Here is a 22,005-nt window from a genome sequence, read left to right on the forward strand (position 1 = left end):
TCCCTCCATGGACATCAGGCATTCTCGTCACCCGGTCGGGTAAACGAATAGCGGTCAATATCGGTCCTCAACTGCCAGCCCTGGCCTTGCCAATAACGGGCGGCGCTGTCATTGGTCTTGAACACATCCAGGTGGCATTTGCGAATGCCGAGCTGCGCAAGGCTGTTGAGGCAGCGCTCAACCAGCGCATTCGCAATACCCTGGCGCCGATACTCCGGCAACACCAGCAGGTGCTGCAAATAGCCCCGACGGCCATCGTGCCCGCACATCACGCACGCCACCAGCCGACCCTCTACCTCGGCCACGAAACTCATGCCGGGGTTGCGCTCCAGGTAACGCTCGGTGGCCTCGCGGGAGTCCGCATCGCGCAGGGAGATGCCGGGGGTGTTTTGCATCAGTTCGAGCACGGCGTCGTAGTCGGCAGCGCTCATTACGCGAAGAGTGGACATGCTGTTGAAAGCCCTCTGAGTTCGGGTGAAGTTTGCCTGCATGGACGCCGGCCGAACACCCATAAATACACGACCGGATGACAACTTGAGTCAACGCAGCTGAAACCAGGTGGTTTTCAGCTGCGTGTACTTGTCAAAGGCATGCAGTGATAGGTCACGACCGAACCCGGATTGCTTGCCGCCACCGAAGGGTACCGCGACATCCAGGGCGTCAATGGTGTTCACCGAAACAGTCCCGGCATTCAGCGCACGGGCCACGCGGTGTGCACGGTTGAGGTCATCACTCCATACCGACGCCGCCAGGCCGTAGAGGCTGTCATTGGCGTGTTGTATCGCCTGTTCTTCCGTGTCAAAGGCGCTGACGGCAAGCACCGGGCCGAACACTTCATCACGGGAGAGCGCCATGTCGCGGGTCACGCCGGCAAAAATGGTCGGCTGGATGAAGTTGGTGGAACCATTGATGCTCAACTGTTCGCCACCGCACACCAGCCTGGCGCCCTCGCCCTGGGCCTGGACGATGGCGTTCATGATGCGGGTGGTTTGCTCACCGTCGACGATTGCACCGGCAGCACTGCCCGGGTCCAGCGGATCACCCGGCATCCAGGCCCGTGATTTGGCAATCAGGCGCTCAACGAACTCGTCATGGATGGAGCGTTGCACGTAGAGGCGGGAGTTAGCCGAGCACACCTCGCCCTGGTTGAAAAAGATGCCGAAGGCGGCCTTCTCCGCCGCAAGGTCCAGGTCCTGGCAGTCGTCGAACACCAGGTTCGGGCTCTTGCCGCCACACTCCAGCCACACCTGCTTCAAGTTGGACTGGGCGGAGTACTGCATAAAATATTTGCCGACCTGAGTGGAGCCGGTGAAGACCAGGCAATCCACATCAGGGTGCAGCCCCAGGGCCTTGCCGGCACTTTCGCCGAGGCCGGGCACCACGTTCAACACGCCTTCCGGAATGCCCGCTTCCAGGGCAAGCTGGGCCAGGCGCAACGCAGAAAATGGTGACTGCTCAGCGGGCTTCAGGACCACGCTGTTACCGGCCGCCAATGCCGGCGCGAGCTTCCAGGCGGCCATGTCGAGCGGGAAGTTCCACGGCACCACCGCTGCAATCACGCCCAAGGCTTCGCGGGTGATGGTTGCCAGCGCGTTGTGAGCGGTGGGTGCCACTTGATCGTAGAGCTTGTCGAGGGCTTCGCCGTACCAGGCAAACACATTGGCGGCGCCGGGTACGTCAACGTTGTAGGCGTCCATCACCGGCTTGCCCATGTTCAGCGAATCGAGCAGCGCCAGTTCCTCACGGTGGGTCATCAGTAACTCGGAGAGTCTGACCAGGATTTTCTTGCGTTCCACCGGCGGCATCCGTCGCCAGGGGCCGGTGTCGAACGCTTGCCGAGCGCTGCGCACGGCCAGGTCAACCTCGGCGTCACCGCAGGCCGACACACGCGCCAGCAACTGCTGGGTGGCGGGATTGATTGCATCGAAGGTGGCCCCGGTGGCCGCGCTCACTGAGCGGCCACCGATTAAGGCGGTGTTGATGAACGTCTGGCGGGCAACACGCTGTTGCCAGTAGTTAAGGTCGAACACGTTGTACTCCCGATAAATGGCTTTGGATAAACGGGCGGGTCACTCGGCGATCTGCAGTTCCGGCATCTTCACCCGCAGCCCTCGCGTGATGCCCAGCAAACAAATGAGGCCCAGCCCCATCCAGCACAGGCCGATGGTGAACGACAGGCTGGAAAGGCTGCTCCACAGCCAGATCGTGCTGAGGAACCCAAGCGCCGGCACAACCGCGTACAGCAAGTAGTTCCTGGTGCCACGCAACTTCTGGTCGACCAGGTAATGCTTGATCACCGCCAGGTTCACCGCCGAGAACGCGAACAGCGCACCGAAGCTGATCATGTTGGCGACGGTGTCCAGCGTGATCACCAGGGCAATCAGCGAGAACAGGCTGACCAGCACGATCGCCGTGGCCGGCACGCGCTTTTTGGTCACCAGCTTGCCGAGCACGCGGGGCAGTGCGCCGTCACGCCCCATGGCGAACAACACCCGCGACACACTGGCCTGGGAGACCATCGCCGAGGCAAAGCAACCGGCGACATAGGTCGCGGTAAAGGCCGTCACCAGCAGTTCGCCGCCCACCCGGCGCATGACGTCCACCGACGCCGCATCCGGGTCGACGAAGCTGTTCCATTCCGGGAACACCATTTGCGCGAAATACGAGACCAGCAGGAACAGCAGGCCGCCGAACAACGAGACCACCATGATCGCCAGAGGAATGGTGCGTCGCGGGTTGGGGGTTTCCTCGGCCATGGTCGACACGGCGTCGAAACCGAGAAAGGACAGGCACAACACCGCAGCACCCGCCATGATCAACGGTGCACTGAAGCCTTCGTGGTGGAATGGCGCCAGCAGCGACACCGGTCCGGACTGCTCGTTGAGGGTCTGCACCGACAACGCCACGAACACCACGATGAACACCAACTGGGCCACGATCAGTATCCAGTTGACCCGGGTGATGGACTCGATGCCCACCAGGTTAAGCGTGGTCACCAGCGCAATCGAGCCGAGCACCCACACGGCGGTCGGTACCGCGGGAAAGTACTCGGACATGTAGATGCCGATCAGCAGATAACTGAGCAGCGGCAAAAAGATGTAGTCCAGCAACAGGGTCCACCCGGCGATAAAACCGAAGTAAGCGCCAAACGCCTTGCGGGTATAAGAATAGACCGAGCCCGAATAGGGATGCGCCTGGACCATGCGCCCATAGCTGTAGGCCGTCAGCAGCATGGCGGCGAGGGTCAGCATGTAAGCGGTCGGCAAGTGGCCCTTGGTCATTTGGGTCACCAGGCCGTAGGTGGTAAACACCGCCAGCGGCACCATGTACGCCAGGCCGAAAAGCACCAGCCCCACAAGGCCCAGCGGCTGACGAAAGCGCCGGGATGAAGCGCCTTTGGGTGAGGTTTGATGAGCGGGTGTATCGGTCACGTTTGTTATTGTATTCATGGGTGACTCCTGGAAATGGGGATGCAGGGCGTCGCGGCATTCGATGACCTCGATGCCGTTCAAGCGTTGCCTGATGGAGGGTGCGCACCACCCCTTACAGGGGAGTGGCGCGCAGGTCACTTCACAGTTTTCCCGCGATCCGTGCGGTGCGATCTACCGCAATGCGGGTCTTTTCAACCAGCTCGTCCAACTCCGCGCGCGTGGCCACCAGCGCAGGTGCCATGATCATGCGGCCCAGTGTGGAGCGAATGATCACGCCCTCTTCGAAACCGAAGGTGCGGCACTGCCAGGCCAGGTCGTTTTCATGCTCGAAGCGTTTGCGCGTGGCCTTGTCTTCGGCGAACTGCAAGGCCGCGAGCAGGCCCGTGCCCTGGATCTCGCCGATCATCGGGTGGTTGCCGAACACTTCCTGCAGGATTTTCTGCAGGTACGGCCCGGTGTCGTCCTTCACCTGGCGCACGATGCCTTCGTCCCGCAGCGCCTTGAGGTTGGCCAGCGCCACCGCCGCCGCCACCGGGTGCCCGGAATAGGTCAGCCCGTGGGCGAACACACCGCCGCGCTCCACCAGCGCATCGGCCACGCGCTTGCTCAGCACCAGGCCGCCCATTGGCAGGTAGCCGGAGGTCAGGCCCTTGGCGATCGACAGGGTATCGGGCTCAAAACCGAAGTGTTGGTGGGCGAACCACTCGCCGGTACGGCCAAACCCGCCAATCACCTCATCGGCACACAGCAGCACATCGTATTGACGGCAAATGCGCTGGATCTCGGGCCAGTAGCTTTCCGGCGGAAAGATCATGCCGCCCGCTCCCTGGAACGGCTCGGCGATAAACCCGGCGACGTTTTCCGCGCCCAGTTCGAGGATTTTTCTTCCAGCTGCAGGGCGCAGCGGCGGCCGAACTCGGCAGGCGTCAGCTCGCCGCCATGGGCATACCAATAAGGTTCGTCAATGTGCGCGACGTCCGGAATCAGGCCGCCCATCTCGTGCATGAACTTCATGCCGCCCAGCGCCGACGCGGCCAGGGTGGAGCCGTGATAGCCGTTCCAGCGACCGATCATGATTTTCTTCTGCGGCTGGCCGACCACCTGCCAGTAGCGGCGCACGGTGCGGATCAGCACTTCGTTGGCCTCGGAGCCGGAGTTGGTGTAGATCACGTGGCTGTAGTGCGCCGGCAACAGGCTGAAGAGCAGCTCCGACAGCTCGATCACCGCCGGGTGGGTGGTGTGAAAGAACATGTTGTAGTACGCCAGCTGATCCATTTGCGCGGCGGCGGCAGCGGTCAAGTCCCGGCGCCCATAACCCAGCTGGGTGCACCACAGGCCCGACATGCCGTCCAGGTAACGCTTGCCTTCGCTGTCCCACAGGTACAGGCCCTCACCGCGCACCATCACACGCGGGCCTTCGGCATTCAGCGCCTTTTGGTCGACAAATGCATGGATGTGGTGGGCCGCATCAGACGTCTGGTAATCCTCGGTCAGGCGGTTCAGTTGGGCGGGTACATTCATGGTATCTCTCTCTTATTAGTGGTGACGCAAAGGGGAGCAACGCCGCTCAGCGGTTCTTGCTCATATAGCTTTCCAGAGGGTCTTTGCTCAGGACGCCCTGGGCTTCGGCCAACGAGTCGATAAACAAGGCAAACAGTTCCGATTGCGCGCCGATATCGAGCTTGGTGTAGATGTGTTTGCGGTGGGACTTGATGGTGTCTTCCGAGACGTCGAGGCGCTCGGCCAACGAGCGAGTGGAATGCCCACGCAGGATCAGTTGGGCGATCCGGCATTCCCGTTCGGTCAAGATCGACGAGCCAAAGTTGTTCAGCGCCGAGTGAATGCGCTGTTCCAGCAGGTTTTCGAAGCGCGCACCGTGGGCATCCAGGCCAACGAAATGCTTGCCCAGCACCGCCAGCACCCACGGGGCTATGCGCTTGAATTGCCGGGTGACCGCGGCATCGAGCTTTTGCGTAAAGGCCAGTGACACCGCCAGGCTCGACCCGTTGCTCGACTGCAGGATGTAGTTCAGCTCATCCTCCAGATGGGAGTGCCGGTAAAACGACTGGAAATATTCACTGAGCTCGAAGTGATCGGGGGCGACGTCGGCCAGGTCGTAACACCCGGAGCTGACGCCTTCCACGCAGGCCCCGTAAAACGGGTCGAGCAAATAAAACCCCGACAGGTACTGGCGCACGTTGCCTTGTGGCAGCCACGGCCCTTCCAGCTCGAACAGCGCGCTGGGCATGCCGCCACGCGGGTAGAAATACAGCGTGGTGGCCTGGATCGGCTGGAGATAACCGAGGGCCTCGAACAAGGTCGCGGCGAACCCCGGTTGCCCGATGCTATCGGTCACCCGCGCCATCTGTTCGAACCATTGCGCAGAAGAAAGCCGGTCGTTTTCCACTTCAAAGACTCACTGAAAGAACTGCAAGGATGGTCACACACTCCTCCCCTCCTCGAAATCACCCGATAGGGTGAGCCTGCATTCGATATTTATGCTCACTTCCCAGCTTAATAATATTTTATTAAAAACCGCCCTCCCCCTAGCCTTGAAGCCATGCCCAAGCTGAATCCAACTGCATTACGCAAGGACAGACACATGACTCAAGCAATAACAAAAACAGACACGCTGGTGGTGGGAGCCGGTCAGGCTGGCGTCGCCATGAGCGAGCACCTGAGCAAGCAAGGCGTGCCGCACCTGGTGCTGGAGCGCAGCCGTATCGCCGAGCGCTGGCGCACCGGCCGCTGGGATTCGCTGGTTGCCAACGGCCCCGCCTGGCACGACCGTTTTCCGGGCCTGGCCTTCGATAACGTCGCCCCCGATGGCTTTGCGCCAAAAGAGCGGGTGGCGGATTACTTCGAAGCCTATGCACGCAAGTTCAATGCGCCGATTCGCACCGGCGTGGACGTGACGTCCGTGGTGCGCAATGTCGGCCGCCCAGGCTTTACCATCCACACCAGCGAAGGCGTGATCGAAGCCAACCGTGTGGTGGCGGCGACCGGGCCGTTCCAGAAGCCGGTGATTCCGGCGATTGCGCCTAAAGACACTGCGCTGCACCAGATCCACTCCGCTGACTACCGCAACCCCGCCCAACTGCCGGCCGGCGCCGTGCTGGTGGTGGGTGCGGGTTCCTCCGGGGTACAGATTGCCGATGAACTGCAACGCTCCGGCCGCCAGGTGTACCTCTCGGTCGGCGCCCACGACCGCCCACCGCGTGCCTATCGCAACCGCGATTTCTGCTGGTGGCTGGGGGTGCTGGGCGAGTGGGACCAGGCGGCGATGAAACCCGGTCGTGAGCACGTGACCATTGCGGTAAGCGGCGCCCACGGCGGCAAGACCATCGACTTCCGTGAGCTGGCCCAGCAAGGCATGACCCTGGTTGGCCTGACCCAATCCTTCAACGGCAGCGTTGCGAGCTTCCAGCCCAACCTGGTGGACAACCTGGCGCGCGGCGATGAGAACTACCTGGCCCTGCTGGATGCGGCGGATGCCTATATCGAACGCAACGGACTGGACCTGCCGGTAGAGCCTGAAGCGCGCCGCGTGTTTCCCGATGCCGAGTGCATCAAGCACCCGATCCTTGAACTGGACCTGGCCAAGGCCGGTATCACTTCAATCATCTGGGCCACCGGTTTTGCCGTGGACTACAGCTGGCTGAAAGTCGATGCGTTTGACGCCGCCGGCAAGCCGCAGCACCAGCGCGGCGTGGCCAGCGAGTCGGGCATCTACTTCCTCGGTTTGCCATGGCAGTCGCGCCGGGGCTCGTCGTTTATCTGGGGCGTTTGGCATGACGCCAAGTACGTGGCCGACCATATCGCCATCCAGCGCCAATACCTTGAGTACCGCGAACCCGCGCCGGTTGTTCACACCTCACCTGTCAGCGCCTGATCACTTATTTCTGGAGTTTTTTTGATGTCTACTCACACTCGTATCCGCATGTTCAACACCAAGGAAACCTACCCTAACCAGAGCCTGGACAACGACCTGTGCCAGGCCGTACGCGCCGGCAATACGGTGTATGTGCGTGGCCAGGTGGGCACCGATTTCGACGGTAACCTGGTGGGCCTCGGCGACCCACGCGCCCAGGCCGAGCAGGCCATGCGCAACGTCAAGCAACTGCTGGAAGAAGCCGGCAGCGACCTGAGCCACATCGTCAAGACCACCACCTACCTGATCGACCCGCGCTACCGCGAGCCGGTGTACCAGGAAGTCGGCAAGTGGCTCAAGGGCGTGTTCCCGATCTCCACCGGGCTGGTGGTGTCGGCCCTGGGCCAGCCACAATGGCTGATGGAAATCGATGTGATCGCCGTTATCCCCGAATAAGGAGCTGCACATGACCTTTTCAATCGTCGCCCGTTGCGCGGACACCGGCCAGATGGGCATTGCCATCAGCTCATCGAGCATCGCCGTGGGCGCCCGTTGCCCATGGCTGCGGCCCGGCGTGGGTGCGGTCTCGACCCAGAACATCACCCTGCCGGCCCTGGGCCCGGACGTGCTCGACTTGCTGGAGCAAGGCCTTGCCCCCGCCGACGCTGTCGATAAAGCCCTGACCCGCAACGGCTACAGCCAATACCGGCAACTGACGGCGATTGATCACCTGGGCCGCACCGTGCATTTCAGCGGCAGCGAAACCCTCGGCACCCATAACGCGGTGTCGGGCGAACAGTGCGTGGCCGCCGGCAATATGCTCGCCGACCGCGCGGTGATCGAGGCGATGGTCAAGGCTTTCGAGCAAGGCGAAGGCCAATTGGCAGACCGACTGCTGGCGGCGATGCACGCGGCCATCGCCGCCGGCGGTGAAGCCGGGCCGGTGCACTCGGCAGCGTTGGTGGTGGTGGGCGAGCTGACCTGGCCGATCATCAACCTGCGGGTGGACTGGGCCGATGAGCAGCCGATCGCCGAGCTGCAAAAGCTCTGGGACGCCTATCGCCCGCAAGTGCAGGACTACATCGACCGCGCCCTCGCCCCCGACCGTTCCCCGGGCTACGGCGTGGCCGGAGACGACCGATGAGCACCAGCCGCGAACTGCTGCAGACGCTGGTGGGGTTCGATACCACCAGCCGCGAATCCAACCTGATGTTGATCGAGTTTGTGCGCGACTACCTGGCGGGCTTCGATGTCGCCAGCGAGTTGGTCTACAACGAAGAACGCAGCAAGGCCAATCTGTTCGCCACCCTCGGCCCGGCGAATGTGCCCGGGATTGTGCTGTCGGGGCACACCGATGTGGTGCCGGTGGATGGCCAGCCGTGGACGTTGCCGCCGTTTGAGTTGACCGAGCGCGACGGCAAGCTGTTTGGCCGGGGCACGGCGGACATGAAGGGGTACATCGCCTGTGTGCTGGCGCTGGTGCCGGCACTGGTCGAGGCCAACTTGCGGATGCCGGTGCATATCGCCCTGTCTTACGATGAGGAAGTCGGTTGCCTTGGGGTGCGTTCGTTGCTCAAGGTGCTGGAGCAATGGCCGGTGAAACCGCTGCTGTGCATTATCGGCGAGCCCACCGAGCTGAAACCGGTGCTCGGTCACAAGGGCAAGCTGGCGATGCGCTGTGATGTGCATGGCGAGGCCTGCCACTCGGCGTATGCGCCTTCCGGGGTGAATGCGATCGAGTATGCGGCCGAGCTGATTGGTGAGCTGGGCCGGATTGGCCAGCGCCTCAAGGCCCACCAGGACGAGCGCTTCGACCCGCCGTTCAGCACCGTGCAAACCGGGGTGATTTCCGGCGGCAAGGCGTTGAATATCGTGCCGGCGGATTGCCGCTTCGACTTTGAAGTGCGCGCCCTGCCCTCGATGGACCCGGGCGAAGTGGCTGAGGAGCTGCAAGCCTATGCGATGCAGCAGGTGTTGCCACGGATGCAGGCGGTGAGCCGGCAGAGTTCGATTCGCTTCAGCGAGTTGTCGGCGTATCCGGGGCTGGCCACCGATCAGCGCAGCCAGGCGGCAGAGCTGATTGCGGCGTTTTCCGGCTCGCGGGCATTTGGCACCGTGGCGTTTGGGACTGAGGGTGGGTTGTTTGATGCGGCGGGCATTCCGACCGTGGTGTACGGGCCTGGGAGCATGGACCAGGGGCATAAGCCGGATGAGTTTGTGAGCGTGGAGCAACTGAAGGGCTGCGACGATATGCTGCAGCGGATGTTGCTCTCGATCCGTACCTGATTCCCCAAACAACTCAAATCAACTGTGGGAGCCGGGCTTGCCCGCGATGGCGGTGTATCAGCCAGCAGATTTGCAAACTGATCCACCGCCATCGCGGGCAAGCCCGGCTCCCACATTTTTGGTTTTGTGTCTAACCCAGTAACCGCGCCAGCTCTTCGCGGCAGTAGTCCACAAACAGCTGCACCGGCTTGGTCAGCGGCGCCCGCCGTAGCCACACCGCCGACAGCCCCGACCCCGTCACCGTCTCCGCCAACGGCACACACACCACCTTCTGCCCGTCATAGGTGTATTCGGTAAACGGCTTGGTCACCAGAATCGAAAACCCGAACCCCCTGCCCACCATGCCGCGCACCATCTCGATCGACGGCGAGCTGAACACAATATTCGGCGTCAACCCGCGCTCTTCAAAGATGCTCACAAAGTACGTCCGGCTCGGCAGCACATCCAGCAAAATCATCGGCTCCAGCACCAGGTCCGCCAACGACACCTTGGCCTGCTGCGCAAAGCGGTGATCCGCCGGCAACAACGCATACGGCTGCTGCGGCGGCATCAACGGCGTGGTCTCGATGGTGCCACCCAAGTCATGCTCGAACAGCATCGCCACATCGATACTGCCGGCGGTCAGGGCCTGTACCAGCTCCTGCTGCTCGCCGTCGCGAATACGGATTTCCACCCCTGGCCACAGCGCCTTGAAGCCGGCAATCAAACGCGGCAAATACAGCGGCGCCACGGTTTCAAAGCAGCCGATGTCGATCTGCCCGGCCACTACGTCGTTGTCGGCCAGGGCGTTCTGCTCAAATTCATGGGCCACCCGCAGCAGCTCCAGGGCCTTGCGATAAAACCGTGCACCACTGGGGGTCAGCGACACCCCTTGCGCGTGATGGCGGATAAACAGCTGCACGCCAAAGCTGTCTTCCAGTTGCTTGATGGCCGTCGACACCGACGGTTGCGCGATATAGAGCTTGCGCGAGGCCTCTGCCACGCTGCCGCACTCGGCGGTGGTTACAAAATATCTGAGCTGACGCAGGTTATAGGCCGCCATCGGGACCTCCATAAACGTGGGATTTCGCCCCAAACAAGTGCGTGAAAATCGGCTTTTTCACACTGATTCAAGTACATGCAACATACCGGAGCAAAAAATCACGCGAGATACTTTTTTTAAGGTCTATAGCAACAAACTTACTAATTTACCTCCCCGTGGCCATTGCACATGATCACTCCAACAACAAAAGCGACGCACACGCGCCGCCCAGCGAAGTACGTCAACGTACTCACCTTGCCTTGGAGCTCGTCATGGTTACCACTGCAACATCCTCCGCCCCGCTTATCGAAAAACACACGATTGGATACGTGCCCCCGGAAGATCGCCACGGAAAGGTAAGAGACCTGTTCACCCTGTGGTTCGGCGGCAACATCGCGCCGCTGCCAATCGTCACTGGCGCCCTGGCGGTGCAACTGTTCGGCCTGAACCTGGTGTGGGGCATCATCGCGATCCTCGTCGGCCACCTCGTCGGCGGCGTGCTGATGGCGCTGCACTCGGCCCAGGGCCCGCAAATGGGCATCCCGCAAATGATCCAGAGCCGCGCCCAGTTCGGCTCCCTCGGTGCGCTGCTGGTGGTGGTGATCGCCGGCGTGATGTACATCGGCTTCTTCGCCTCCAACATCGTGCTGGCGGGCAAATCCCTGCACGGCGTGGTGGACGTCATCCCGGTGCCGGTGGGCATCGTCATCGGCGCCATTGGTTCGGGCATCATCGGCATCATCGGCTACCGCTTCATCCACGTGCTCAACCGCATCGGCACCTGGGTGCTGGGCGCGGGCATCGTGCTGGGTTTCGGCTACATCTTCACCCACGTGCAAACGGCCGACTTCCTGACGCGCGGTAACTTCAACATCTCCGGCTGGCTGGCCACCGTGTCGCTGGCGGCGCTGTGGCAAATCGCGTTTGCGCCGTACGTCTCGGACTATTCCCGTTACCTGCCGGCGGACGTGCCGGTGGCGTCGACGTTCTGGACTACTTACCTGGGCACCGTGCTGGGTTCCAGCCTGTCGTTCATCTTTGGTGCCGTGGCGGTACTGGCTACGCCGGTGGGCATGGACACCATGGACGCGGTCAAACTCGCGACCGGCTCCATTGGCCCGCTGATGCTGTTGCTGTTCCTGCTCAGCGTGATCAGCCACAACGCACTCAACCTGTACGGCGCGGTGCTGTCGCTGATCACCCTGGTGCAGACCTTTGCCTACCGCTGGATCCCGACGGCCAAGGCTCGTGCGGTGATATCGGTGCTGGTATTGGCGGCGTGCTCGATTGCAGCGGTGTTTGCCTCGAAAGACTTCATCGGGCACTTCGTGGACATGGTGCTGGTGCTGCTGGTGGTGCTGGTGCCGTGGACGGCGATCAACCTGATCGACTTCTATGCGATCCATAAGGGCAAGTACGACATCGGTTCGATCTTTCGGGTGGATGGCGGGATCTACGGACGCTACAACCCACAGGCGCTGTTGGCGTATGCGGTGGGGATTGTGGTGCAGATTCCGTTTATGAATACGCCGCTGTATGTGGGGCCGATTTCGGCACACATCAACGGGGCGGATTTGTCCTGGCTGGTGGGGTTGGTGGTGACGTCGCCGCTGTATTTCTGGTTAGCGAGTCGGGACAGTGCGTATAAGCGTCGGTTGGAGGGAGGGAAGTTGGTGGGTGGGGTTTGAGTGACCCACCCATCGCGTTGATATAGCGTCTATTCCACCCCTGTCCTGCGGGTTCAAAAACCCGCAGGACAGGGGTGTTTTTATGTGTGCGCCAGCGTGCGGAGCGAGGCTCGCGATCGCCGCTACTTTGATTTGATTGCCTTGATAGCTTCCAGGTAGGCGTTGTTACCGATACCGACTTGAGCCCAGACTGGCCTGGTTTCTTCACCTTGCCGGTCGTACTGTTCGTCAGCGTCCCACAAGGTGATGATTTGATTGGGGAACAGGTATTGGTAGGTGTTGTAGATGTGAGTACCCGATGCATCATGGTCGGCAATAAACGAAAACAGCTCTGGCGCTGGTAGCGAGTAAACATCCAGCCCTTTGTAGCTGACGGTGATTTCCGGGCTGGAGGAAATGCCAATAAATTCGACATTACCGTCTGTGCCACATTCGGTCTGGATACAGGAATGATGGAAATAATCGAGGGACTCTCGGGCGCTCTCAAGAGGGAAACCCATGGCTCGCATGGCTTCCCTGGCTTCTGCGCGGGTCACTCCAAGTTTCAAAGGGCCGATGGAATCCAACGGGATGATTTCGAAGGTGAGCACTACGATATTTCCTTATAAAGGGCTGGGCATTTTTCACTGTCGATGGGAACCCGAAGGTATCAAAAATTGGTTACCGGCGGCGGCAGCGTTGTGAGAAAAAGTGCTTTAGCGGGTTTTCTGGTTTTTGTATCCGCACGAAAGCAGGCCTGCCGTAGCAGTTGTCGAGCCCAGGCGAGGCTACGTGGGGCGCGCCACCGCTATCGAGCCGGACGCCGGACCGAGTTGGGCTGACGCAGCCTCGCCGGGGCTCGACAGTTGCTACGAAGTGGGTGAGTAGCGGGTATTGGTGTTGTTAATGCGGCCGCCATCGCGGCCTCGCTAAGGCTCGACGGCTCCCACAGGGGATCGGGGTGTTTGTGGGGTTTGTGTTCGGCGGTGCTGTCGGGGCGTTCTTTCTTTATCATGGGGGCTGTCGTTCCATTTTCCCTCAGGAAACCCAATGCCCACCCTCGCCTTCCGTAACGCCACCCCCGCAGACGCCAACCGTTGCTACGAGATCGAAATCTCGGCCTACGAAGGCGACGAAGCCGCCACCCTGGAAAAGATCGCCACGCGCATTGCCCTGTACCCGCAAGGTTTTCTGATTCTGGAAGCGGACGGCGTTGTGGTCGGTTTCATCAACTGCGGATGCGCCGATGAAGTGGTGATGTCGGATGAGGCCTTAAAGGAGTTGGTGGGGCATTCTGCCGACGCGCCGAATGTGGTGATCATGTCGGTGGTGGTGGACCCCGCCCGGCAAGGCAAGGGCTACTCCACGCGCTTGATGACGGAGTTCGTGCAACGCATGCAGGCGATGAGCAAGAAGACCATTCACCTGATGTGCAAGGACCGGCATGTGGACTTGTATAAACGCATGGGCTATCGCTATGTGCAGCCGTCGGCGTCTGACCATGGCGGGATGGCGTGGCATGAGATGGTGATGGATATCTAGCCATCACACTCAACCCTGTGGCTAGCTGACGCCTGCAACACTCAGGCGCTATGCTGTGCGCCTTTTTACGCGCCCCCCCGGCGGCGCGCCACCGGACGGACTCAACGGAGACACCCGTGCAACGCCTGATCCTGCCCCTCGCCTGCCTCGCCCTGAGTGCCTGTTCCAAACCCGCGACCACCGTCAGCCACGGCGGTGTCACGACCGATAAGCTGCCCGACATCAATCCGGCCGTGATCCGGGACATCGAGCAGTTACAGATGCCGGCACCGACCAAGGCGTTGAGCTACCTGGAACTGGCCGGCACCTCTACCTATCTCAAAACCTCGAAACCGGAACGTATCGAGTTGTTTATAGCACCCGACCCGGCGACCGGGCAGTTGGCGATCAACTACACGGAGAACGGTCACAACGGGCGCCAAATCAGCTGGCGCGGCCTGCTGACCCTCGCCAGCAGCCAGTGGAACAACCGCTCACAAACCACAACCCAGGTCGGCAGCCTGAGTTTTGAAGGCGACTGGAAGCAGATGAATGTTGGCAGTCAAGTGAGTTACACCCTTCAGCAAACCCTCAGCGACAACTACCTCGGGCCCTTGGTCAACGCAACATGGAAGACGGTTTGCACCATCGACAGCGAGGTCTCGGCCAGTCAGTTAAACCCCGGTTTGAGTGGCAACGCCAAGGCGTTGAGCTGCCGCGAGCCCCGGGAAAACCTGCCGCCGTTCCCGATGCAGCATTACTATTATCTGGTTGATTATGGTTTTTTCTACCAGGCCAACATCGACCAGAGCGACGACATTGGCAAGCAGATGAAAATCATGCAGGTGAGGTAATCCCGCGACCTGTTTGACGGCAGCTAAACCTCAAGCCTTTTGCCAAACAGCCGATTTTCATGGCTCTCATTCTGGAACGTGTAAATCGGCGCACCCAGCAGTTCATAACCACGGCGCGGATAAAACCCCAGGGCCCGCTCGTTGCCAATCCACACCGTCGCCCATAACAACGACGCACCGCCCTCCCCGGCACGCTGTTCCGCCGCTTGCAGCAAGCGGTAACCCAGGCCCAGGCCGGTAAACCGTTCCTGGATGTACAGCCGCTGCAGCTCGGCTGCGTTCGGTGTCGAGATCAGCGCATGGCCCGTATCCAGCGCCACCTGGGCAAACCCCACCAGATGCGCGTTGGATTCAGCGACGATAATCGCCGTGCCCGGCTGGGCAATCAGCGCGGCGATCGCCTGGGGCGAAAACGCTTGCAGCGCCTCGGCGGCGATTGAATCGCGAATGCCTTCGGTGGCGTAGGTGTCGAGAAACACCTGCATGCCCAGCACGCCAAGGCATAACGCGTCTTCAGGCCGCGCAGCGCGGATAAGCATGTCGGGGAGCATTCGATAGGCGCTCTTTAATTCAGGAAGGGCAACGTTTTAACACAACTGCACATCTCTGCAATTGCCAGCCGGAATTCGCCCCAGTAGGGTTATCGCTTCCCCCCGCCAACAGGAGCCACCATGACCTGGTTTTCAGACCCCGACGCTGTTGCCCGCTACGCCGAAGGCCCGGTGAGGCTGGTGCCGGGTTTCGAGTCGCTGCAACGCATGACCACCCTGCTGCTGCGCGAAAGCGTCCCGGCCACCGGCGATGTCTTGGTGCTGGGTGCGGGTGGCGGGCTGGAGTTGAAGGCGTTTGCCGACAGCCAGCCCCAGTGGCAGTTTGTGGGCGTGGACCCCTCTGCCGAGATGCTGAAACTGGCCGAAGCCACCTTGGGCCCGTTGATGACGCGGGTGCAGTTGCATGAGGGTTATATTCATACCGCACCCGAAGGTCCGTTTGATGCTGCTACCTGCCTGCTGACCCTGCATTTCATCCCGGCCGAAGAGCGCCTGCAAACCTTGAAAGCACTGTGGCGACGCTTGTTGCCGGGGGCACCGCTGATTGCAGCGCATCACAGCTTCCCGCAGTCCTCGCCAGAGGAAAAAGCCCGCTGGCTGAAGCGGTATGCGGCCTATGCGGTGGATTCCGGCGTACCGGCCGAAGATGCCCAGCGGGCGATTACCGCGATCAGCAGCCATTTGCCGGTGCTGTCGCCCGAGGACGATGAGGCACTGCTGCGGGCGGCAGGTTTTGAAGGTGTCGAGCTGTTCTATGCGGGTTTCAGCTTCAAGGGTTGGATTGCCTACAAACCCGCCTAGCCCGACTTACTTGCGGCGATATTCGCGAGGCGTGACGCCGGTATGGCGCCTGAATACCTGGGAAAAGTGGCTCGGGCTGCCGTAGCCCACTTCAAGTGCGATATCCACGATGCTCAAGGTAGACTCCAGAAGGAGCAGGCGCGCCGCGTTCATCCGCATCTGGATGAAATACTGCGACGGCGACAGCCCGGTGGCCCGGCGAAACAGGCGGCTGAAATGGAAGTCACTCATGCCCGCCGCCATGGCCAGTGACGACAAGCTGAAATCACGATCCAGCCCCGCACGCATGTGCTCAATGGTGCCGTGCAACTTGTAGGCAGGCAACGCATTCGCCTGTTTGAGGTCACCACTGTCATCCCGGTAGTGCCTCACCAGATGCACCGCCAGCGCCTGGCCAATACTCTGCAGATACAGTGAGCTGGCTTCCCGATGCTTGATCACCTCCTGATAAAGGCATCGCATCAATTGTGAGACCTGCGCATCCCGCGCGCCGGACACGTCGCGCAACCGGACTGCGCCCGCCTGCCCCACTAACACCTCGCGCGCCGCCAGCCCGAGCAACCGCTGGCTCAAGTACACGTGCACCACTTCGAACACCGCATCCTGCTCGGTACGCCAACGCATCTCATAGGGCTCGGGAGACATCGTGAGGAAGAAGTCATCAGCCGTCACCACATTCGCCGTCCACGCCTGCCCGACAGCCCGCTCTTCCACCCGCGCACCACCCGATATCACCAGCACCAGCAAAGGCTCGGCGACGGCCGGAATGATCAGGTCCTGAGTGGTGCTGTGGTGCCGGTAGAGTTGAATCTGCACGTCGGCATCCAGACGCGGACGTACCGCCTGATGGGCCGCCCCCGGAAGGTATTCGGGCATCTTGTGCGCAGGGATGCGGGCCTGTTGATCCGGGCGTTTCACGGGCTTGTGCGGTTGCATGACAGGTCACCAGACCGGTGGAAAATGCCCCATCATAGTGGATAAAAAAGCAATATCGCGACAGTCAGGCAAGACGGCGCCAGATTCAACCCCCGGGATAGGCGAAAGTAAGGACGTCTACAGCGCCACCCTGTCGCTGGACACCTGAACTGGAGAGCTTTATGACTTCCGATAACCGCAATGAATTTGAAGGCCAAGTGGTGTTAGTGACCGGTGCCGCCAGCGGAATAGGCCGCGCTGTCGCCCTGTTAATGCATGAAAAAGGCGCGAAAGTCGTGGCCGAAGACAAGAACGCGACAGTGGAACAACTGGCCAGACCCGGCCTGGTGCCCCTGGTGGCAGACATCACCCGGGACGGTGCAGCCGAAACAGCCGTCGCCACGGCAATCAAGCATTTTGGGCGCCTGGATATCCTGGTCAACAACGCAGGCATCATCATCAACAAGCGGGTGATCGACATGACCCGGGAAGACTGGGAAGCCATCCAGTCCGTCAATGTAACCGCAGCGTTTCTGCATTCGCGCGAAGCGATAAAGGTGATGATCCCCAACCGCGGCGGCGCCATTGTGAACATCGCCTCTTACGCGGCCTACCAAGCCTTCCCGACCATCGCCGCTTATACGGCGTCCAAGGGTGCACTGGCGCAGTTGACCCGCACATTGGCGCTGGAGGTCATTGACCATGGGATACGCGTCAACGCCGTCGGTTCCGGGGATGTAGTCACCAACATCCTCAACAACGTGGTTGAGGACGGCCCATCGTTCCTCGCACAACACGGCACAAAAACGCCGATCAAGCGCGCCGCACAACCCGAGGAAATCGCCGAAGTGGTGGCGTTCCTGGCATCAGGCCGCGCGTCATACATGGTAGGCGCAGTGGTTATGGCAGATGGCGGAATGAGTGTTCGCGCTGGCGCCTAGGCAAGCCGTCACCAACTCCCCGACGCCCCACCCCCACCGCTGGAACCGCCACCACCCGATGAACTGCTGCTGGAGCTGGAGCTTGAACTGGAGGAACTCGAACTCCCGCCCGAACCCGAACCCGACCCGTCGCTAATGCCATGGGCAAAGATGAACAGCGCGGCGAACGACGCAAAGGGGAACGCCAGCAGCCATCCCGTGGCACCCTTGTCGATCAATGTGCCGGCCACCCCATACACCACCAGCACTGCCACCAGCCGCGCGATAAAGCCAACCTGGCTCTCTTGCCACATGCCCTTCATCACCAGGAACAGGCCGAAGTACAGGCCCAGAATCACCAGCCCGCCCATGGGATAGGCCAGCCAGTGGATCAGGGAAAGGTCGCGCACAAAGTGGTCGGTCAGCAGCACGCCGGCGATATAGCCCAGCAGCGCCAGCACCGTATAAAACGCCGCCCGCGCCTGCCACAGCGCGCCGAACGTGGCGCCGCCGATCAACATGCACAAGGGCAGCAACAGCAGGTACACCGGCCAGTCTTTGCCGCCCGCCACCGCGACCAGCGCCACGGTGACAATCACCACCGCCATCAGCGCCCGGCGCCAAGGGAGTTTTTCAGCGCCCATCAGCACGCCGACCACCCCGCCAAACATAAACGCCAGGAGCACCGCATAAGCCTCAGGCGGGAAACCGGCCTTGGCCACGTCGGGCAAGTTGCCGCCGTCCACCAGCACCGTCAGGTCATCCACGGCTTGCTGGACGCCACCCGCATAATCGCCCTGGCGAAAGGCCGGGGTGATGTGTTCTTCGATGATGCGGTGGGCCAGCAGGTCGGTGACCACGCCTTCCAGGCCGTAACCGACTTCGATGCGCACCTTGCGGTCGTCCTTCGCCACCAGCAGCAGGATGCCGTCGTTGATGTCCTTGCGCCCCAGTTTCCAGGCGCGGAACAGTTGGTTGGCGAAGTCCTCGATGCTTGCCTCGCCGGTGCTCGGCAACAGCATCACCGCCACCTGGGCGCCCTTGCGTTGCTCAAGGCCGGCAAGCTGCCCGGTCATGCGGGATTGGCTGGCGGCGTCGAGGGTGTTGGTCAGGTCGATCACCCGCTGGTCCAGGGGGACCGTGACCAGCCCAGGGGGCGCGGTATCGGCCAACACCTGCGTGCCGGAAAAAATCACCAGCAAGCCCAGCACACACTGCCGTAGGAACACCATCATGTTTTGTTACCTGAAGTTTCATCCTGAATGGGCCGACTTTACCCTATCGACGCGATAAACAGGTGACCCGACGCCATCGACTATCTAGACTCTCGTCACCGCCCGCATCAACACGAGAAACCCATGGAGCTTCAGCAACGCAACAACGTCAGGGTACTTGGCGACGGTCCATCGACGCTGGTGTTCTCCCATGGCTTCGGCTGTGATCAAACCATGTGGAGTTATCTGTTTCATCACTTCACCGGGCGCTTTCGCGTCGTGCTGTACGACCTGGTGGGTGCGGGGCAGTCCGACCTGGGCGCGTACGACGCGGAAAAATACGGCTCGCTGGCCGGCTACGCCCGCGACCTGGGCGAAATCATTGAGGAATACGCCATTGGCCCGGTCATTCTGGTGGGGCACTCCGTCAGCGCCATGATCGGTGCGCTGGCCGACCGTCAGTCCCCGGGAAAGTCGCCGCGCATGTGATGATCGGCCCGTCGCCCTGCTATATCGACTCGGGTGCCTATACGGGCGGGTTCACCCTCGACGACATCCATTCGTTGCTCGATACCCTCGACAGCAATTACCTCGGCTGGTCCAGCACCATGGCGCCGGTGATCATGGGCGCCCCCGGGCAACCGGCCCTCGGTGAAGAACTGACCAACAGCTTCTGCCGCACCGAGCCTGAAATCGCCAAGCGCTTCGCCCGAGTGACCTTCCTGTCGGACAACCGCCAGGACATCGCCGGCCTGATGACCCCCACACTGATTTTGCAGTCCACCGACGACTTGATCGCACCGGTCTGTGTGGGCGAGTACCTGCACGCCGCAATGCCTGCCAGCACCTACTGCCTGGTGGACAACGTGGGCCACTGCCCGCACATGAGTGCACCCGGCGCCTGTTCGGCGGCCATGGACAGTTTCCTGTTGCCATGGGTGGGCGCCGATGCCAGCCGATGACCTGTCACTGCCGGACGCCCAGCGCCTGTTCGACGGCGCGCCCTGCGCACTGGTGGTCACCCGGGAAGACGGCACGATCGAGCAGGCCAACCAGTGCTTCAGCGACTGGACCGGCTTCAGTGCCGGCGAATTGAAGGGCCGGCGGTTTCAGGACTTGCTGACGATGGGCGGGCGAATCTTCCATCAGACCCACCTCGCCCCGCTGATGAAAATGCAAGGCTCCATCGCCGAAGTAAAACTCGACCTGCTGCACCGCGACCGGCACACCGTCACGGTGCTGCTCAACGGCGTGCGGCATGAACAGGCGGGCACGGTCTACAACGAGTTGGCCCTGTTCGGTACCACCGACCGCGATAAGTATGAGCGTGAACTGCTCAACGCCCGCAAGCTGGCTGAAGCCTTGCTGCTGGAAAAGACCGCCGCCGAAATGGCGCTGCAGCAGGCTCAGGCCGAACTGAACAACGCCTATGAAATTGCCCAGCGCCGGGCATTGTTTGCCGAGCAAATGGTGGCGATCGTCAGCCATGACCTGAAAAACCCACTCACCGCGATCAAAATGGCCTCGGAAATCCTCGCCCGCGGCGAACGCAGCCCCAAGGAGCGCCAACTGCTGGGGCATATCGGCCTGTCCAGCGACCGGGCACAGCGAATGATCGCCGACCTGCTGGACTTCACCCTGGCCAGAGTCGGCCAGGGCATCGGCATTAGCCCGGTGGTCATCGACCTGCACACGGTCACCCGGGACAGCCTCGATGAGTTGCGGGTGGCCTTCCCCAGGCAACCCTGAACCATCAGGCCACCGGCAGCGCCAATGCCTTCCTGGATGCCGACCGCGTCCAGCAAATCATCGGCAACCTGGTGGCGAACAGCGTGGCCTACGGCGACCTGCAACACCCGATAACGGTCACCTCGCACCAGGACGAGCAAGAAAGCAGGTTGTCGGTGCATAACCAGGGCGCGGTCATTCCTAAAGCGTTGATTGCCGTACTGTTCGAACCCATGACCCGTGGCGCCGACCAGGACAGTGAGGTGCGCAGCGTAGGCCTGGGGCTGTTCATCGTGCGGGAAATCGCCCAGGCCCATGGGGGTGATGTTTCAGTGAGTTCCAGCCTGGGCCAGGGCACAACCTTCAGCGTGCACTTTCCATTGCGCACCCCATAACCGCATCCTCGACAATGCCGTGGAGAATGGTTTGCACGGCGCCCGTCAATACCACCCCGCCGTGCCCGGCCCAGTGCACCGTCAACGTACCGCCGTCGCATTGCACGTCGACGGTGTGATCCAGCAGCCCGCGACGGATCCCGTTGACCACTGCGCCACAACAGCAAGAGCCCGAGCCCTGCGGAATGCCGCCGCCACGTTCCCAGATGCGCAGGCGAATATGGCCACGGTCCAGCACCTGCACGAAGTGCACATTGGTTTTTTCGGGAAACAGCGGATGGGTTTCGAGCACCGGCCCGATGGCTGCAATGTCGATGACCGCCAGATCGTCGACAAAGAACGTGCAGTGCGGGTTGCCCATGCTGCACGCCGCCGGGTCGCCCTCAAGCGGCAAGTGTTCGGTGTTCGTTGCTTGCGCCAGCGGAATGGCTTCCCAGCCCAATGACGGCGGCCCCATGTCCACCGACACCCGCTGGCCCGATTCGCGCACGCAGGTCAGCAGGCCCCGGTTGGTACGCAGCAGCACGGAAGTGGTGCCGGCTTCGCGCATCAGCATGTCTGCCACCCCACGGGTGGCGCTGCCGCAGGTGTCGAGCGGCGTGCCATTGGGGTTCCAGAACAGGATGCGGGCGGCGGCGTCAGCACAATCGAGCACCACGGCCAGTTGATTGAAGCCGATGCCGCGATGGCGATCCCCCAGGCGGCGGGCGACGTCAGACGTTATCGGGTCATGCTGGCCGCGCCGGTCGATCACGATGAAGTCATCACCGTGGGCGTGCATCTTTACGAACTGCAAGGTCATGGGCGTCCTGTTCCAGAGCTGTCTCTGC

Annotated in this window: 19 protein-coding genes and 3 pseudogenes; 11 read left to right on the forward strand and 11 right to left on the reverse strand. The window is 61.6% G+C overall.

Translation table 11 applies throughout. The features are described from left to right. Nucleotides 1-14: 14 nt before the first annotated feature. The 5 genes and pseudogenes from JFV30_RS15165 to JFV30_RS15185 all read right to left on the reverse strand — a co-directional run bounded on the left by JFV30_RS15165 (nucleotide 15) and on the right by JFV30_RS15185 (nucleotide 5,838). Complete coding sequence (locus JFV30_RS15165) at nucleotides 15-491, reverse strand: GNAT family N-acetyltransferase (RefSeq protein WP_169389391.1); 477 nt, start codon at nucleotides 489-491, stop codon at nucleotides 15-17. 48 nt (nucleotides 492-539) lie between these two features. Further along, entirely contained in the window at nucleotides 540-2,030 is a 1,491-nt protein-coding gene (locus JFV30_RS15170) for an aldehyde dehydrogenase (RefSeq protein WP_201124479.1), read from the reverse strand. A 39-nt stretch (nucleotides 2,031-2,069) separates the two neighbouring features. After that, the gene (locus tag JFV30_RS15175) at nucleotides 2,070-3,449 is read right to left on the reverse strand and encodes an APC family permease (RefSeq protein WP_201124480.1); all 1,380 of its coding nucleotides are present in this window, start codon (nucleotides 3,447-3,449) and stop codon (nucleotides 2,070-2,072) included. Between the two features lie 121 nt (nucleotides 3,450-3,570). Then, nucleotides 3,571-4,952 (reverse strand): annotated as a pseudogene (locus tag JFV30_RS15180) (aspartate aminotransferase family protein). A gap of 46 nt (nucleotides 4,953-4,998) precedes the next feature. After that, on the reverse strand, nucleotides 4,999-5,838 hold the full coding sequence (locus JFV30_RS15185) for a helix-turn-helix transcriptional regulator (RefSeq protein WP_169388801.1): 840 nt from the start codon (nucleotides 5,836-5,838) through the stop codon (nucleotides 4,999-5,001). Nucleotides 5,839-5,991: 153 nt separating this feature from the next. On the opposite strand from JFV30_RS15185, the gene JFV30_RS15190 reads away from it, so the two are divergent. From JFV30_RS15190 to argE, 4 genes are read left to right on the forward strand one after another with little or no spacing between them, the layout of a single operon-like run. Further along, a complete protein-coding gene (locus JFV30_RS15190; RefSeq protein WP_446739858.1) occupies nucleotides 5,992-7,323 on the forward strand; it encodes a flavin-containing monooxygenase in 1,332 nt (443 codons plus the stop codon). Between the two features lie 24 nt (nucleotides 7,324-7,347). After that, nucleotides 7,348-7,758, forward strand: a complete 411-nt coding sequence (locus JFV30_RS15195; protein WP_201124482.1) for a RidA family protein — start codon at nucleotides 7,348-7,350, stop codon at nucleotides 7,756-7,758. A 10-nt stretch (nucleotides 7,759-7,768) separates the two neighbouring features. Then, the gene (locus JFV30_RS15200; protein WP_201124483.1) at nucleotides 7,769-8,446 is read left to right on the forward strand and encodes a DUF1028 domain-containing protein; all 678 of its coding nucleotides are present in this window, start codon (nucleotides 7,769-7,771) and stop codon (nucleotides 8,444-8,446) included. Continuing rightward, the gene (gene argE, locus JFV30_RS15205) at nucleotides 8,443-9,588 is read left to right on the forward strand and encodes an acetylornithine deacetylase (RefSeq protein WP_201124484.1); all 1,146 of its coding nucleotides are present in this window, start codon (nucleotides 8,443-8,445) and stop codon (nucleotides 9,586-9,588) included. Before JFV30_RS15200 ends, argE begins: the two co-directional genes overlap by 4 nt. Nucleotides 9,589-9,718: 130 nt before the next feature. Here argE and JFV30_RS15210 read toward each other — a convergent pair whose 3' ends face one another. Further along, nucleotides 9,719-10,630: a LysR substrate-binding domain-containing protein gene (locus JFV30_RS15210; protein ID WP_010171799.1), complete on the reverse strand. Its 912-nt coding sequence runs from the start codon at nucleotides 10,628-10,630 to the stop codon at nucleotides 9,719-9,721. Nucleotides 10,631-10,881: 251 nt separating this feature from the next. Here JFV30_RS15210 and JFV30_RS15215 point away from each other — a divergent pair, with 251 nt between their 5' ends. Next, complete coding sequence (locus tag JFV30_RS15215) at nucleotides 10,882-12,297, forward strand: purine-cytosine permease family protein (RefSeq protein ID WP_010171800.1); 1,416 nt, start codon at nucleotides 10,882-10,884, stop codon at nucleotides 12,295-12,297. A 122-nt stretch (nucleotides 12,298-12,419) separates the two neighbouring features. Here JFV30_RS15215 and JFV30_RS15220 read toward each other — a convergent pair whose 3' ends face one another. Next, nucleotides 12,420-12,887, reverse strand: a complete 468-nt coding sequence (locus JFV30_RS15220) for a hypothetical protein (protein WP_201124485.1) — start codon at nucleotides 12,885-12,887, stop codon at nucleotides 12,420-12,422. A gap of 439 nt (nucleotides 12,888-13,326) precedes the next feature. Here JFV30_RS15220 and JFV30_RS15225 point away from each other — a divergent pair, with 439 nt between their 5' ends. Further along, a complete protein-coding gene (locus JFV30_RS15225; RefSeq protein ID WP_201124486.1) occupies nucleotides 13,327-13,818 on the forward strand; it encodes a GNAT family N-acetyltransferase in 492 nt (163 codons plus the stop codon). A gap of 116 nt (nucleotides 13,819-13,934) precedes the next feature. Then, nucleotides 13,935-14,651, forward strand: a complete 717-nt coding sequence (locus tag JFV30_RS15230; protein WP_201124487.1) for a hypothetical protein — start codon at nucleotides 13,935-13,937, stop codon at nucleotides 14,649-14,651. A 23-nt stretch (nucleotides 14,652-14,674) separates the two neighbouring features. On the opposite strand, the gene JFV30_RS15235 is transcribed toward JFV30_RS15230, so the two are convergent. Beyond that, complete coding sequence (locus JFV30_RS15235; RefSeq protein WP_201124488.1) at nucleotides 14,675-15,202, reverse strand: GNAT family N-acetyltransferase; 528 nt, start codon at nucleotides 15,200-15,202, stop codon at nucleotides 14,675-14,677. Between the two features lie 120 nt (nucleotides 15,203-15,322). Here JFV30_RS15235 and JFV30_RS15240 point away from each other — a divergent pair, with 120 nt between their 5' ends. Further along, the gene (locus JFV30_RS15240; RefSeq protein WP_201124489.1) at nucleotides 15,323-16,003 is read left to right on the forward strand and encodes a class I SAM-dependent methyltransferase; all 681 of its coding nucleotides are present in this window, start codon (nucleotides 15,323-15,325) and stop codon (nucleotides 16,001-16,003) included. Between the two features lie 6 nt (nucleotides 16,004-16,009). Here JFV30_RS15240 and JFV30_RS15245 read toward each other — a convergent pair whose 3' ends face one another. Next, nucleotides 16,010-16,939 carry a helix-turn-helix domain-containing protein gene (locus tag JFV30_RS15245; RefSeq protein WP_242487089.1) on the reverse strand — a complete coding sequence of 310 codons (930 nt, stop codon included), beginning with the start codon at nucleotides 16,937-16,939 and terminating at the stop codon, nucleotides 16,010-16,012. A gap of 161 nt (nucleotides 16,940-17,100) precedes the next feature. Here JFV30_RS15245 and JFV30_RS15250 point away from each other — a divergent pair, with 161 nt between their 5' ends. Beyond that, nucleotides 17,101-17,859, forward strand: coding sequence for an SDR family NAD(P)-dependent oxidoreductase (locus JFV30_RS15250; RefSeq protein WP_201124490.1), 759 nt, complete (start codon nucleotides 17,101-17,103; stop codon nucleotides 17,857-17,859). 8 nt (nucleotides 17,860-17,867) lie between these two features. On the opposite strand, the gene JFV30_RS15255 is transcribed toward JFV30_RS15250, so the two are convergent. Continuing rightward, nucleotides 17,868-19,073 (reverse strand): TPM domain-containing protein, encoded by a 1,206-nt coding sequence (locus tag JFV30_RS15255; protein WP_201124491.1) that lies wholly within the window; start codon nucleotides 19,071-19,073, stop codon nucleotides 17,868-17,870. Nucleotides 19,074-19,298: 225 nt separating this feature from the next. On the opposite strand from JFV30_RS15255, the pseudogene JFV30_RS15260 reads away from it, so the two are divergent. Both JFV30_RS15260 and JFV30_RS15265 read left to right on the forward strand, forming a co-directional pair. Continuing rightward, nucleotides 19,299-20,014, forward strand: a pseudogene (locus JFV30_RS15260) (alpha/beta fold hydrolase). Then, nucleotides 20,001-21,175: pseudogene (locus JFV30_RS15265) on the forward strand (ATP-binding protein). The pseudogenes JFV30_RS15260 and JFV30_RS15265 overlap by 14 nt, the downstream one beginning before the upstream one ends. Here JFV30_RS15265 and dapF read toward each other — a convergent pair. Next, nucleotides 21,144-21,977 (reverse strand): diaminopimelate epimerase, encoded by an 834-nt coding sequence (gene dapF / locus JFV30_RS15270; RefSeq protein ID WP_201124492.1) that lies wholly within the window; start codon nucleotides 21,975-21,977, stop codon nucleotides 21,144-21,146. The pseudogene JFV30_RS15265 and the gene dapF sit on opposite strands and share 32 nt — an antisense overlap. Nucleotides 21,978-22,005 lie beyond the last annotated feature (28 nt).

Source organism: Pseudomonas sp. TH32 (assembly GCF_016650855.1).
Taxonomy (GTDB): Bacteria; Pseudomonadota; Gammaproteobacteria; order Pseudomonadales; family Pseudomonadaceae; genus Aquipseudomonas.

What these genes read in the sequence shown, in the direction of transcription:
- JFV30_RS15255 (WP_201124491.1), bottom strand. Translation starts at nt 19,073, where the DNA reads ATGATGGTGTTCCTACGGCAGTGTGTGCTGGGCTTGCTGGTGATTTTT.
- JFV30_RS15250 (WP_201124490.1), top strand. Translation starts at nt 17,101, where the DNA reads ATGACTTCCGATAACCGCAATGAATTTGAAGGCCAAGTGGTGTTAGTG.
- JFV30_RS15225 (WP_201124486.1), top strand. Translation starts at nt 13,327, where the DNA reads ATGCCCACCCTCGCCTTCCGTAACGCCACCCCCGCAGACGCCAACCGT.
- argE (WP_201124484.1), top strand. Translation starts at nt 8,443, where the DNA reads ATGAGCACCAGCCGCGAACTGCTGCAGACGCTGGTGGGGTTCGATACC.
- JFV30_RS15165 (WP_169389391.1), bottom strand. Translation starts at nt 491, where the DNA reads ATGCAGGCAAACTTCACCCGAACTCAGAGGGCTTTCAACAGCATGTCC.
- JFV30_RS15215 (WP_010171800.1), top strand. Translation starts at nt 10,882, where the DNA reads ATGGTTACCACTGCAACATCCTCCGCCCCGCTTATCGAAAAACACACG.
- JFV30_RS15245 (WP_242487089.1), bottom strand. Translation starts at nt 16,939, where the DNA reads ATGCAACCGCACAAGCCCGTGAAACGCCCGGATCAACAGGCCCGCATC.
- dapF (WP_201124492.1), bottom strand. Translation starts at nt 21,977, where the DNA reads ATGACCTTGCAGTTCGTAAAGATGCACGCCCACGGTGATGACTTCATC.
- JFV30_RS15190 (WP_446739858.1), top strand. Translation starts at nt 5,992, where the DNA reads ATGCCCAAGCTGAATCCAACTGCATTACGCAAGGACAGACACATGACT.
- JFV30_RS15175 (WP_201124480.1), bottom strand. Translation starts at nt 3,449, where the DNA reads ATGAATACAATAACAAACGTGACCGATACACCCGCTCATCAAACCTCA.
- JFV30_RS15200 (WP_201124483.1), top strand. Translation starts at nt 7,769, where the DNA reads ATGACCTTTTCAATCGTCGCCCGTTGCGCGGACACCGGCCAGATGGGC.
- JFV30_RS15195 (WP_201124482.1), top strand. Translation starts at nt 7,348, where the DNA reads ATGTCTACTCACACTCGTATCCGCATGTTCAACACCAAGGAAACCTAC.
- JFV30_RS15240 (WP_201124489.1), top strand. Translation starts at nt 15,323, where the DNA reads ATGACCTGGTTTTCAGACCCCGACGCTGTTGCCCGCTACGCCGAAGGC.
- JFV30_RS15235 (WP_201124488.1), bottom strand. Translation starts at nt 15,202, where the DNA reads ATGCTCCCCGACATGCTTATCCGCGCTGCGCGGCCTGAAGACGCGTTA.
- JFV30_RS15210 (WP_010171799.1), bottom strand. Translation starts at nt 10,630, where the DNA reads ATGGCGGCCTATAACCTGCGTCAGCTCAGATATTTTGTAACCACCGCC.